Source organism: Shewanella profunda, assembly GCF_023283765.1.
Taxonomy (GTDB): domain Bacteria; phylum Pseudomonadota; class Gammaproteobacteria; order Enterobacterales; family Shewanellaceae; genus Shewanella; species Shewanella profunda.
This window is the reverse complement of sequence record NZ_JAKILG010000053.1, coordinates 14,978-29,086: the sequence shown is the minus strand read 5'-3', so window position 1 is coordinate 29,086 and position 14,109 is coordinate 14,978. Positions and strand designations below refer to the sequence as shown.

Annotated in this window: 8 protein-coding genes and 1 pseudogene; 5 read left to right on the top strand and 4 right to left on the bottom strand. The window is 45.1% G+C overall.

The window, feature by feature from the left end:
• Positions 1–95: pseudogene (locus tag L2744_RS18710) on the top strand (IS982 family transposase); the annotation flags it as partial.
• Positions 96–128: 33 nt separating this feature from the next.
• Here the strand turns inward: L2744_RS18710 and fusA are convergent.
• The 3 genes from fusA to L2744_RS18695 form a co-directional block, all read right to left on the bottom strand.
• Entirely contained in the window at positions 129–2,222 is a 2,094-nt protein-coding gene (gene fusA, locus L2744_RS18705; RefSeq protein WP_248993315.1) for an elongation factor G, read from the bottom strand.
• 449 nt (positions 2,223–2,671) lie between these two features.
• A complete protein-coding gene (locus tag L2744_RS18700) occupies positions 2,672–4,123 on the bottom strand; it encodes a diguanylate cyclase (RefSeq protein WP_248993314.1) in 1,452 nt (483 codons plus the stop codon).
• 210 nt (positions 4,124–4,333) lie between these two features.
• Positions 4,334–8,887: an ATP-binding protein gene (locus L2744_RS18695; protein ID WP_248993313.1), complete on the bottom strand. Its 4,554-nt coding sequence runs from the start codon at positions 8,885–8,887 to the stop codon at positions 4,334–4,336.
• A gap of 121 nt (positions 8,888–9,008) precedes the next feature.
• On the opposite strand from L2744_RS18695, the gene L2744_RS18690 reads away from it, so the two are divergent.
• Positions 9,009–9,920, top strand: a complete 912-nt coding sequence (locus tag L2744_RS18690; protein ID WP_248993312.1) for a LysR family transcriptional regulator — start codon at positions 9,009–9,011, stop codon at positions 9,918–9,920.
• Positions 9,921–10,051: 131 nt separating this feature from the next.
• Here L2744_RS18690 and blaOXA read toward each other — a convergent pair whose 3' ends face one another.
• Positions 10,052–10,861: a class D beta-lactamase gene (gene blaOXA / locus L2744_RS18685; RefSeq protein ID WP_248993311.1), complete on the bottom strand. Its 810-nt coding sequence runs from the start codon at positions 10,859–10,861 to the stop codon at positions 10,052–10,054.
• 369 nt (positions 10,862–11,230) lie between these two features.
• Here blaOXA and L2744_RS18680 point away from each other — a divergent pair, with 369 nt between their 5' ends.
• The 3 genes from L2744_RS18680 to endA all read left to right on the top strand — a co-directional run bounded on the left by L2744_RS18680 (position 11,231) and on the right by endA (position 14,106).
• Complete coding sequence (locus L2744_RS18680) at positions 11,231–12,388, top strand: PA0049 C-terminal domain-containing protein (RefSeq protein ID WP_248993310.1); 1,158 nt, start codon at positions 11,231–11,233, stop codon at positions 12,386–12,388.
• Between the two features lie 152 nt (positions 12,389–12,540).
• Positions 12,541–13,200: a SprT family zinc-dependent metalloprotease gene (locus tag L2744_RS18675; RefSeq protein WP_248993309.1), complete on the top strand. Its 660-nt coding sequence runs from the start codon at positions 12,541–12,543 to the stop codon at positions 13,198–13,200.
• A gap of 129 nt (positions 13,201–13,329) precedes the next feature.
• The gene (endA, locus tag L2744_RS18670) at positions 13,330–14,106 is read left to right on the top strand and encodes an endonuclease EndA (RefSeq protein WP_283104035.1); all 777 of its coding nucleotides are present in this window, start codon (positions 13,330–13,332) and stop codon (positions 14,104–14,106) included.
• Positions 14,107–14,109: the final 3 nt, after the last annotated feature.

Genomic DNA, 14,109 nt, shown 5'->3' with positions numbered 1-14,109 from the left:
TTGCGGGACTTATCGCCTATCAATTGAAAGACAATAAGCCACAACTGAACATCACTAACGCAGAGTTTAATGCTATTGCAGTTATGGCTTGTTAAACCGATCTCAGGTTAGCTAAGGTAAGTTAAGAATTACTTCTTAGCTTCAGCAGCCTTACGCTCTTTAACTTGAGCAACCACTTTCTCAGATACGCTAGCTGGACATTGGCTGTAGTGTGAGAACTCCATAGAGAACTGACCACGACCAGAAGTCATTGTACGTAGAGTACCGATATAACCGAACATTTCTGATAACGGTACGTCAGCTTTAACGCGAACACCTGTTACACCAGCTACTTGGTCTTTGATCATGCCACGACGACGGTTTAAGTCACCGATCACGTCACCCACGTTGTCATCTGGGCTGAACACGTCAACTTTCATGATTGGCTCAAGAAGTTGCGGTTTAGCTTTAGCGATTGACTGACGGAAAGCGCCTTTAGCAGCGATTTCGAACGCGATTGCTGATGAGTCAACTGCGTGGAATGCACCGTCAGTTAATTCGAACTCAACGTCTAACACTGGGAAGCCAGCGATAGTACCTGTGTTCATCATGCTCGCGAAACCTTTCTCAACTGCTGGCCAGAATTCCTTCGGAACGCTACCACCAACAACTGAAGATTTGAACACGAAACCAGTGTTTGGCTCACCTGGGCGGATGATATATTCGATCTTACCGAATTGACCAGAACCACCTGATTGTTTCTTGTGAGTGTATTGATCTTCAACCATTTGAGTAATGGTTTCACGGTAAGCAACTTGTGGCTCACCTACGATCAATTCAACACCATAAGTACGCTTCAGAATGTCGACTTTGATGTCTAAGTGAAGTTCACCCATACCTTTAAGGATGGTTTCACCTGAATCTTCGTCAGTTTCTACGCGGAATGATGGATCTTCAGCGATCATCTTACCGATAGCGATACCCATTTTCTCACTGCCGCCTTTATCTTTTGGCGCAACAGCGATAGAGATTACTGGCTCTGGGAACACCATAGCTTCTAGCGTAACTGGGTGTTTCACGTCACATAAAGTGTGACCAGTTTGAACGTTCTTCATACCCACGATGGCGATAATGTCACCCGCTTGAGCAGATTCAATTTCGATACGGTCGTCAGCGTACATTTCACACATACGGCCAATACGTTCAGTCTTACCAGTCGCGCTGTTCAGGATGGTATCACCCTTCTTCAGACGGCCAGAGTAGATACGTACGAAAGTCAGGGCACCGAAACGGTCATCCATGATCTTGAACGCTAACGCTTTTAATGGCTCATCGGCAGAAACGATAGCGAATTCGCCAGTTTCGTTGCCTTCTTCGTCAGTCAGTGGTTGTGGATCAACTTCGTCTGGTGCTGGTAAATAATCAACAACAGCGTCCAGAACCAGTTGCATACCTTTGTTCTTGAACGCAGAACCACAGTATGTTGGGAAGAATGCCAGTTTGCGAGTACCAGTACGAATACAACGTTTGATGTCTTCGAGTGATGGCTCTTCGCCTTCCATGTACGCTTCCATAACCGCATCGTCCTGCTCAACCGCAGTTTCGATCAGCATTTCACGGTATTCTTCAACAATGTCAACCATGTCAGCAGGAACGTCTTGTATTTCGAAGTTTTCTGGCAGACCAGAATCATCCCACACATAAGCTTTACGAGTTAACAGATCAACAACACCTGTGAATTCGTCTTCAACACCGATTGGCAGAACCATAACCAGTGGTGTTGCAGCTAATACGTCTTTAGTTTGCTTAACAACACGTAGGAAGTCAGCACCCATACGGTCTAACTTGTTTACGAAGATGATACGCGCAACTTCTGATTCGTTCGCATAGCGCCAGTTAGTTTCTGACTGAGGCTCAACACCACCTGAACCGCAGAATACACCGATACCGCCATCAAGCACTTTCAGAGAACGATAAACTTCAACTGTGAAGTCAACGTGGCCTGGGGTGTCGATAACGTTGAAACGGTGATCTTTCCAGAAGCAGCTTACAGCAGCAGACTGAATGGTAATACCGCGCTCAGCTTCCTGTACCATGAAGTCAGTGGTAGATTCACCATCGTGCACTTCACCGATTTTATGGATCTTACCGGTTAGCTTCAGGATACGCTCGGTGGTCGTGGTTTTACCCGCGTCAACGTGAGCGAAGATACCAATGTTTCTGTATTTGGATAATTCGGTCATGATTCAACTTTAATGATTAGTTTAAGAAGTAGACGGAGTATGCGACAAACACCGACACACCGCACATCAGATTATTTTAGGCGCATATTGTAAATTGGAACCCTGTTCTGCGCAAATGGCTCTTGCACTTTTTCACGATAAAGTCGTGATAAAATTTAAAAAAATTCGCATAAAAACATATGAAAACAACCAAGTAAAACAATTTAGTTTAAATTTCAACCAATTGATAAAAACCTCAAATATTGTGAGTTCACAAATGATATTGATGTTTTTCGCGTTTTTTATACCCAGCTCACAGGTCAAATGACCTCTAAATGTTACATAACGCAGGCTAAAACTGAGCAGAACACTCATCAAAGTAAGCTTATTGAATAAAAGAATGGGGCAATGACTGTATTAAAAAGGTAAATTATTTAACTCAATTGAAACGGATGTGACTGTTATGCGCATCAGGCCACTTCATCCACGCAAACCTGATCTCTCCCCAGCGCTTTGGCACGATATAACGCCCTATCAGCGCGTTCAAAACAGGATTGCATTGACTCATTATCGACTAATTTGGCTATCCCAAAACTGCAAGTTAAACGTACATTACCGCTAAACTCATAATCCTTAATCGCCCCAGCTATCCGGTGGCAAAGTGATTGCACTAAAACTAATGAGGATTCCTGACACAGGATCACAAACTCTTCGCCTCCCCATCGGGCGACCACATCGGTATCACGCACGCAACGCTGTAAGACAACAGATAATTCCATCAGGATTTTATCGCCAATAGCATGTCCTTTAGTATCATTTATCTCTTTAAAGTGATCGATATCGATCATCACAAGACACATTGCAGAATCCGCATAGTTTGATGCTCTGTGATCATCAACAAAATGGCGATTAAAATAATGACGATTATAAAGTTTGGTAAGTGGATCGTGGGTCGATAAAAACTCTAACTCAGCATTGGTAGCTTCAAGTTGCCGCCGCAGGATTTCTAATTGCTGGTTCTTATAGGTCAAACGACGGTTGTATTGACTTATAAAGTAAGTACGAGAAGCCAACATCAAAGTGATAAAGAGTGTACCCGCAATAATTTGGTACATCAGAAAGTAGTTAGCCTCATCAATGATAGTGACATTATTCCATTTCTGGTAAATCCGTATCCGCTCAAGCTCACTCACAGAAGTAAGAACTCGATCTATTACGGGGAGTAATACCTCATTTCCTAAACTCACTCCCACACGCAATTCATCCTCAGGACCACCCCAACCCGCAATCTTAAGATGATCAAATCCCGTTTGCTGAATATAGGCATTGACGGAAAACATCGATCCCACAAAAAGATCCGCCTGTCGTTCAAAAACCGCCTCAAGTCCCGCTGGCTCACTCTCTACCGATAATATTTGAATCTCAGGGTAATAATGCTGAATGTATTCCGCCAGTCGATAGCCCTTAGGCACTGCGAGCGTTCGCGCTCCGATATTTTCAAATCCCTGCAAAAAAGGTTGTTCCCTCAATGACACCAACACATTCGGTGCTCGGAAATATACCTCACTAAACCGCAGATACTGCGCCCTAATATCCGTTTTATTCAGCAACGGAGTTAAATCGCACTGCCTATTTTGAAGGAGTGATAGGGTTTCACTCCAAGATTTGGTCGGTATCAAGTCAAATTTAAGCTGAGTATTAGATTGTATATATTGGATATAGTCGAATGAAATACCAACATGTTTACCATCGCGTATAGCTTCATAGGGTAACCAATCTGGGTCGACACAGTAACGGATAACTTGACTGTGGGAATGTGAAATATCATCGACAGACTTTAAAAAAGACGAAGCCAAACGTTCGGCATTCACCTGCAAGGGTAAGCACATAGACAAGACCCAAAACCAACACCGAGTGACCATCAACGTTCCTAAGTTATGGTAATACTGGTTAAGTTAGATAAAAAAAGTGTATACGCGAAAGTGGCGTAATACCAACCAAGCCAATCTATTTGCTTACCTACACTCGGTTATCTCACACAGAGTTCAAGTCACGGAGAATTGAAATAAAGATAAAAAAATACCCGCCAAAGGCGGGTATTGAGAGCGTTAGGCTCTGTTTAGCTGTAACGTTTAAGCTTCGACGGGTGATACCACAAAGAGCAAATCACCTTGAGAAACCTGTTGACCATTACTATTCAAAATACGCTCGATACGATACTTCTTATCCTCGGGATAAAGTACAGCACCTTGGCGGTTAAAGCCTGCCAAGTTAACCTGCGAGAACATCTTCATCGCTTCGGTTAACGCTAGGGTTTGCTCAACGGTAACGATATCGCCTTCTTTCACAAAGTCAGGTTCACCCGGTGCTGGTGAGGTATAGAAGATACCTGCGCCTTGGGCTAATACTTTCAGTTCGTTACTTTCACCCACACGTAAAGACTCAGTATCTACGCCCACGGTTTCGGCGGCGGCTTCCATTTCAGCGATAAGCGCTGGAATATCGAGTTCAGCCATAAAACGTGGTAGATAGTTAGTGTCGTATACACCTTCTTTGAAGGTACCGTCATTCAAGATGAGCTTAAGTAACGGAATGTTAGTTGCGATACCTTTAAGCACAACGCTATCCAGATATGCGTGTAACTTAGCAATCACATCTTCACGGTTTTCACCGCGCATAATGATTTGCGCAATCAAGCTATCGTAGTATGGCGAAACTTCTTTACCTGGAGCAGCAATCGAGATGATTTCGACATCAGGATGGTCTGGGAATACACACTCAGTGATCTTGCCAGGGTTGGGGATCAACTGCAGTATGCCATGGCTATCGAGCGCCGCTTTTTCAGCAGTCACACGCACTTCCATCGCATAACCTATATCTTTGGGTTCTAACGCTTCAATTGAGCGACCCGCTGCGATATCAAACTGTGCACTCACGATATCGATGCCAGAAGTGGCTTCAGTCACCGGGTGCTCAACCTGCAGACGGGTGTTCATTTCCATGAAGTACACTTCGTTTGCATCTAAGTTGTAGATGAACTCAACAGTACCCGCGCCCATATAATCAGTCGCGTCACCTAAAGCACGGGTATAATCCAAGACTCGCTTTTTAAGCTCTTCTGGCAACATAGTTGAACCAGATTCTTCGACCACTTTTTGGTTGTTACGCTGTACCGAACAGTCTCGTAGACCGAGTACTTTAGCGTTGCCAAACATGTCACGGAGTAACTGTACTTCAATGTGGCGCAGAGATGTCACATATTTTTCGAGGTACAAATCCCCGTTACCGAAAGCCGCAGCCGCTTCAGTAGCCGTTTTTTGGAATAGGCCAATCATATCCTCAGGGCGTTTAACAACCTGAATGCCTTTACCGCCACCACCTTGTACCGCTTTAAGCAGCACTGGGTAACCGATTTCACTGGCCACGTTAACCGCTTGCTCAGCGTTGGTCAGAATGCCGTGAGAACCGGGTACGACTGGTACATTTTGCGCTTGAGAGGTTTTAATCGCGTTCGACTTGTTACCCATAGTCGTCATTGAATGCACGCTTGGGCCAACGAAGTTCACGCCGTTATTCACACACAAGGCTGCGAACTGTGGGCTTTCCGATAGGAAACCAATACCTGGATGCAGTGCGTCGACTTGCTCATACTCGGCCACTTTCAGCACTGAGTATGCGTTCAAATAACTCTCGTCCGAGGTATTTCCCCCTAAACAAACCAGTTTATCGGTGTCTTTCAGCATGTCCGCTGGCACTGACGTCATATCGGGATCTGACGCCACCAATACTACATTGATATTGTTGTCATGGGCTTTGCGGATCAGTTTCACTGCGGTACAACCACGGGCATGAACCAACACTTTATTGATTGGCTTCATCAACTTACGTGGGTCACTTTGTACTATCACATCCTCTTCAACTGGCGCTTCAACCACAAGTGTCGATAGTGCGTTGATGATCACATCGCTAATTTTGGCCGTTGGCATTGGCATCAAAGGATCGATACCCGCTAACTGGCTATCTAAGGTTTCGCTAAATGGGTTATGGACTAAGCTCGCCATAGCCCCAGGTACTTTCGACAGGTAGTTAGACAGAGTCGCAGTTGATGGCAGGTACGCTGGCACAACCATTTGCCCCGCAAACGGCATGTTAGTACCTGACAGGTAATAGGTTTGTACTAATGGGTGAGTCACAAAACTCGCCTGTGCACCACCGGTACAGTCACCAAAACCAAACATCAATACAGGTAATTCATTATCACGAATAAAGCGAGTAATACGATCATTGACCACCGCCATAGAGAACAGTGCTGCCGCGCCCTCTTTAGTCTGCATACCACCAGAGCTAATAAAGCACACAACTGGCAATTTACGCTTAGCACACTCGATAAGCAGAGCAGAGAACTTCTCGGCGCTCGCCATATCGAATGCACCCGCTTGGAATGCAGTGTTAGAAACCGCCACACCCACACGGACTTTTTGACCTTTTTCTTTAAAGTCAGCAATACCAGTGATCAAACCACAAGGACGTATGCCCTTATCTAAAGCATCTTCAATCGACAAACGAAAACCAGGGAAATTCAACAGGTTAGCCGACATTTTGTCGCTATTTATCTCATCGAAACGGGTAAAGAACTGCTTGATGATGTTTTCCCACGTCATATTGCCTTTACGTTTTTCGTCCCGCAGTACTTTTTGGATCAACAGATCCTGATAACCCATGGTTAAGCGGTTCCAGAAGTCCTTACGACGACCAATACGCACAGGGTTGATCGCACCAGTGTACTTGGTGGTATCGCTTTCGCTATCGAAATACTCAGGTAGTAGACGCTCGAAGAAGTAAGTCAGTACCACGAACAAACTGTCGTTGAGCTGCGGGAAACCCACGCTCTTCCACTGCTCTACACGCACCAGTAAATCGGCACGGTTAGATTGACCCATAAAGTACTTAAGCCACTTGTAGAATTTGGCCTTATCGTTCGCGGTATCTTGCGTCGACAATGCATAGTCGATTGACTTATGCAGCAGATTGTTCACTGAATTGCGTGACAAGCTTTTTGACATCATGGCTTCTTTGGCGATTGACGCTAAGCTGCCTACCACGTTGTCGTACAGCGCGTTGAAGATCAGGATGTTATGGCATTGCCAAATAAAGTCTTCACGCAGCTCTTCATTTACGACCACATCGAGCACTGTCAGCTGGTTTAACTCAGGCCATTTAGCTTGAGTGACCGATTTTGGCAGGTTTTCTAGGTGCTGAATAAGCCCTTTAAAGTTGTTTTCTGCATTGCTCTTCCAGCGGTGGTATAAAGACCAACTAATATTAAATAACAGCGCCTTACGGGCTTTTTTATAGTTTTCCTTTGGTTCACCCAAAATCAAACGAGTCAACATGTTACGCTCGGTCGACACGTCATCACGCTTAGCAACAAAGTTGGCCCAAAGCTTGTTTAAGTCTTCGTCATAAACCAATTTATCTGGACTAGATAGCCAAGCTTGGAACACACGGTCTTGTTCTTGTTGGATACGCGTTAACAAATCACCTTCAGGCACGCTCACCCGTGACAGGCGACCGTATTGCTCCTGAGAAATCGAATGAATACGGCTACGGAGCGTAAGATAACGCAGATAACGATAGGCGCTACCGAACAAGTTATGGTGATTAGTCGGGCTGCTCGCAACGGCCAATTCTGCGTTCAGTTCCAAGGCCATCAAGTTTTTCGATGGATTGAGGTAACGTGTTAAACTGCGATCATAATGTTCACGTAAGTCACTAGATTCACGAACGAAATTCATTGCCGCACGTTCAACCGTTTCGATACTACTGATAATTGCGCGGCGCAGGTTATGCTGGCGCTCATCACGGTCGCTCGGTGAAAAATCGATGATCCCGTCAATACAACCAGAGGTATAAAGCTCTTCTGGGGATACGCCGACAGATTTCGCACATTCTTGCCAAGATAAGTTGTACTTACGGGCAATACTTTGCAAACCCTGAGGTTGAATTGTGTTGAAAATACCATCACGCAGTGACAGCAGTATGTTAGCCGCTGCCAATGGAATGGCGCCGCCGGAGTAGCCAGCACCGATAACAATACCTACCGTTGGTACGTCAACGTTGGCGCTTTCTGCAATGGCTTTAGAGATTGAATGTGCTTGGTTTTGGCTATTTGCCACTTCACCAGCATCAGCCCCTGGGGTATCGATTAGGTAAACTATTGGCATAGACAATTCGGCAAAATGGCGAATTGCTTTACAGGCTGCGTAATGATGCTCAGGCATCCAAGCACCGTTTGCAGTGGTTCGCTCTTGAGCGATAAAACCAATACGGCGAGTACGCGAACCGAAATTAAGCTCAATCTCAGCGCTGTAAAAAGAACCTATGTGGGTTTCTGTAATCAATCGACCTTTAAGGTCTGCGATAACACGTTTAGCCCCTGGACGACCTTTATCTTGAGTCGGCAGTATTACCTTGGCAACGTAACCATCAACATCTAATGATGCTAAGTCTTTCAAGTTTGCCTGAATGGCGTCTTCACTTAAAAGACCTTTAATTTCTTCCGATAAACTCTGTTTGCTATGTTTTGGAAACAGAGAAAAATCCTTTGCCAAATGCTCGGCTTGTAAAAAAAGCGGATCGGGCGTTTGGGCTTGAGTCATGTATGTGGGCTGATTTTTGCTGGTCATCAAAAGATCCTCTGCTTAGCCTCTGAAAATTTTTAGCGAATAAATATAACTTTGTTATCCCGTCAAATGCCATTAAACTGCATAAGACGCTATGTTCCAAATATGAGACAGTGGGAAAAACATGCCAGATTTAAACGGTATGATGCTATTTGCAGCCGTAGTTAGAGCGAAGGGATTCTCCCAAGCTGCACGTGAAACAGGCCATCCAAAATCCACCATAAGTCGCAAAATCGCGCAGCTTGAAGAACAACTTGGCGTGCGATTATTACAGCGCGACACCCGTAACCTGAGTTTGACCCAAGTCGGGGCACTCTTTTATCAACACTGTGATTCCATTCGCAATGAGGTGGAAGCGGCCAAGGCAGTTATCGAGAATACTCACGATGATGTGTCAGGATCATTACGGATTGCGATCCCTGTGTCATTTAGCCAAGAATTAATCGCTAACCTCTGTAGCGGATTTATGCGTTTATATCCCAATGTGGAATTGGATGTCCAGTTTACTGACAATGATATAGGTTTAGTCGGTGAAGGATATGACATAGCGATCAAATATGGTCCACTGCAATCATCGGACTTAGTTGCGAGATTACTGTTTGAACGCCAACCCATTTTAGTCGCAAGCCCTAGCTATCTGAAACTCAGGGGAACACCCGCAACGCCGCAAGAACTTAGCCAGCACAGTGGTATTTTATTAGGGACTTCACGTTCGGCACCTATCTGGCCGCTAGGCAAAGGCCCGCGTAAAACTATGGTGAATTTCCAACGTAAGGTGCGAGTCAATAGCCCAATAATGGTCAAACAACTCGCACTCGATGATTTTGGCATTGCAATGTTATCCAACTCAGCCTGTAAGACTGAGCTTGCCAACGGTCAGTTAGTGCCCATTTTACAGGAATGGCCGATTGAACCTTTTAAGGTCTACGGGGTTTATTCCAGCCGCCGCCAACTGGCAACCAATATCAGTGTGTTTTTAGACTTCTTCGTTAAACGTTTCAGTAGTCAAGAAAGCCTGCAATCTCTAATGGGTTAGCTTCATTAACAAAATCTTATTCAAAAAACTCAATAAAAAGCCTAGATCATTGTCTAGGCTTTAAATTTCTTGGTCTACGGATTAGCAAGAGGAGCGCGCGGCGCAATCCTTTCATATCTTCTCAAACTAACTTAAGGAATAATTTTTTCCAGTTTTAAGATTTCCTTGGTGATAGCTTGGCGTAAAGGTAGAGCATCGGCTGATGGCATATCCATATTCATCGCAAAAAACCACACATTATCATCAAGCTCTACCCAGCCCACCCACCAGCCGATACTCGGCTCAGCCCTGACCGCATAACCCGTTTTCGCGCGGATAATATAATCACCATTCGCTTCAGTCAGCATGGCTTGCTTAACGATACGCTGGCTTCTCTCGGACACATGCAATTTGTTGTGGTAGAGCCTACGTAGGAAATCGATTTGCTGTTTTGCTGAAATCCGAATTGCCCCATCTAACCAAAAACTGTCTAAATTACCCGAAATATCCTCATTACCATAATCAAAAACGGCAATCATCTTACCCATACGCGCCTCACCTATTTGGCGGGCAAACTCTTGATAAATAGGCACCACTGAATACTTCATCGCCGTCACTAGGTCGTGGTCACGATCCCAAGCGGCAATCGATCTACTTTTGCCATCCCACTTAAAGACTTGGTGCTCATCCTTTACCATACCTAAATCGAGGGCGATCAAACTGTTGGGGATCTTAAAGGTTGAAGCAGGCAAAAAACCTTGATTGGCACGTTTTAGATTGTTGGTGAATCCCTGTTGCTTATTTTCGTTCCATAACACCAGTACGCCCTTGGTCTGATGCTGGGTAAAATGAGGATCCCAACTGCGAGTCTCTTGCCACTCTTTTACCACTGGGGATGCAAAAGCAGCCGTACCCAACATTGACGATATCACTAGCACAGCCGACATGGCTAAAAAACGCATAACATCTCCTTGTAATCCTTTGTATAAAAAGCTGATTAACTAAAAAAAGAAAGCGCTTAAGGCTATCACTTCGTTTTCCACCTTGCCCTAGCAAACTGCTGACCAATTGTGGCAAAAATAAGGCAAACAGGAACGGTTATCATAGAAGCCATAGCTCGACAAACTTGTGATAACCTTCCAAAAAACATCTTCGCCATACACTCGATATACAAAATTGGCATAAGATGTCGATGAGTATTTAGATAGACAGTCTAATTCTGGACGAGTAAGCATACTTTTTGGCATAAGCTAACCCGTTCATAATGAGAATAAAATAGAGCATCAAACAATTTCCACTAAATAACTTCTTATAACTACAAGGAAATCCCAATGTTAAAGTCGAGTTTAACGCTCATTGTTGCCAGCAGCATCATACATACCGCTAGTGCAGTGCAACTATTGGGGGATGTTGAAGTTTCGCGCCTGCCAACAGCAGGAAAAACCATAGACGAGGTTGTGACTCGCTACCAAGCGTTAGACGATGGTCTTGCTCAGCGATTAACCGTCAAAAATAATGAAGTTGATGCCACCCAATTAGCAGCGCACCAAGGACACAGATTGTGGCAACAAGCTGTCCGCGATGTACAGTCAGGGCATTTTGACGACCGACCTTTATACTGGGCTCGCCTTGCCATGCTTAATAGTCTAAAAACCACCAACGCCAACTTTAAAATGGCCGATTGGCAACAAGACATATTAATGAGTGCAGTTGAAAAAGCCTCACGGGGTTTTAGCGATATTCACTATGCTGATGATGTCCAAATTAAAATCTTCCTCACGGGGTTCGATCCTTTCTTCCTTGATAAGGATATCACCCAAAGTAATCCCTCTGGTTTAGTCGCCCTCGCCTTAGATGGATTCCGTTTCGAAGTGAATGGTAAAACGGCGCAGATCGAAACCGCCATGATCCCAGTACGATTTGAAGACTTTGATCAAGGGCTTATTGAGTCGCTACTGAGCCCGATTTATCGCGATCCTAAAACCCAATTTGTGTTTACCGTTAGCATGGGTCGCAGCGATTTTGATATAGAACGCTTCCCCGGGCGCAATCGCAGTGCTGCTGCACCCGATAACCAAAATGTACTCACTGGCGCAACGAAAACTGCACCCGTTGCCCCAAAGCTTAATGGTAAAGATTTTATCGGCCCCGAATTTGTGGAATTTTCACTGCCAGTTTCCGCTATGCAAGTTAAAGACAGCCAATGGAAAGTCAATGATAACCATACTATCACTACCCTTACCCGCGGCGAATTTAGCGCAATGTCATTAAGCGAGCTGCAAAACGAAACCTCAGTCGAAGGCTCTGGCGGTGGTTATCTTTCTAATGAAATTTCTTACCGCGCCATAGTATTACAACAAAAGTTTAATAGCCTTGCCAAGGTCGGCCACATTCACACCCCAAGAGTCAAAGGTTATGATGCCGATACAGAGCAAGCGATAGTCGAACAAGTGCGAACAATGGTGATGCAAGCGGCGGCGAGTTTATAATGCTGTAAACCACGCTGGTATTGTTTTGGGGCGTTCGTTATGATGCAAACGCTCCACACCAGCTCACTCTTGCTAGAAAATGCATTAAGGATAAGGAGCAACACAGCATTCTATGTTTTTACCTTTAACCGACGAGATCCAACGCTAACCCTATGCTGAAACCCGCTGACTTACTCAATGCCTTACGCCGTCGCAGCAGTGAAGCACTTGCCCCACTGTCAAGGTCGACATACGCAGTCTTGGGCCAACAGCAAGATAAGCCGCAGGTTATAACGAGTCCACCAGCACAAAATCCGGCTCAGGCGCATATTTTCACCGGTTCATCACGCCCACTCTCGTCACTGCAAATACAAATACTTGAGCGAGTCGAAGCCTGCTACCAAGAGGCGGAAATATCGCTTAAGCGCGCTTTTCCTCGGCCTATAACCCAATTTACGCTCAGGGGAAAAAGTGCTGGAACCGCTCATTTGCAGCAGAATCGTTTGCGATTTAACCCCGTATTGCTGCGCGAAAATAGCGAAGCTTTTCTGACAGAGGTCGTTCCCCACGAAATTTGCCATTTACTGTGTTTTCAGCTTTTTGGCAAAACTAAACCCCACGGCAAAGAATGGCAATCTTTGATGTTAACGGTATTTAAGGTTAACCCAAATACGACTCACAGTTTCAACACAGCATCAGTTGCAAGCAAAGATGTGGAGTATCACTGCGCCTGTGGACCCATTCGGCTGAGTATTCGCCGCCATAACAAAGTGCTGCGCGGTGAAAGTCGTTATATCTGTAAACGTTGTAAAACTCATTTAACTGCTATCTAAGTACTGTCTGCGAACAAACCTCCCACCTTAGTACGACTCCATTTGCATAAGCAGCGGCATATCCCTTACCATCACGCCATAAAAGACGAGTCAAAGGCTCGCGTAGTGTTTGTTATTTTGGGATAAATTTTGAACAAAGCCTCTTTAACCGTTAATTCACGGCGAATATTGCTGTGCCTATTCACTTGGGCGACTCTTTTTTCTGTATCGGTAAGTGCATCTCCATCACACCCCAGCAGTTTCAGCCAAGCAAAAACCAAGTCGCAGGCGCTCTACGTTGGTAGTCGCCAAGGCACTTTACCTGCAGTAAGCTTTTATTGTGGTTGCGATATTCAAATCAAGGGCAAATCGTGGAAACCCAATCTCGCCAGCTGCGGTTATCAAGTCCGTAAACAGGAAACCCGCGCCAACCGCATCGAATGGGAGCACATAGTGCCCGCGTGGGAATTTGGCCATCAGTTACAGTGTTGGCAAAAGGGCGGCCGTAAAAACTGCGCCACTAACAGTAATGAATTTAATAAGATGGAAGCGGACATGCACAATCTGGTGCCCGCCATTGGTGAAGTCAACGGTGATCGCAGTAACTTCCGTTTTAGCCAATGGAACGGTAAAGCCGACCAATATGGCCAATGTGCTATGGTGGTCGACTTTAAGAATCGTCAGGCGCAACCACCAGCAAATTCCCGTGGCAAAATAGCCAGAACCTACCTGTATATGCAACAAACCTATGGTCTTAAAATCGCCTCGAGCCAATTAAAATTATTTAAGGCATGGGATAAAACCTATCCAGTTGATACTATTGAGTGCAAACGCGATAACGCCATAGCGCAGACTCAAGGCAACCATAATCCCTTTGTGCAGAATGCCTGCAATGCACCGCTACTGCGTCAACAATTAGCCGAATAAGGT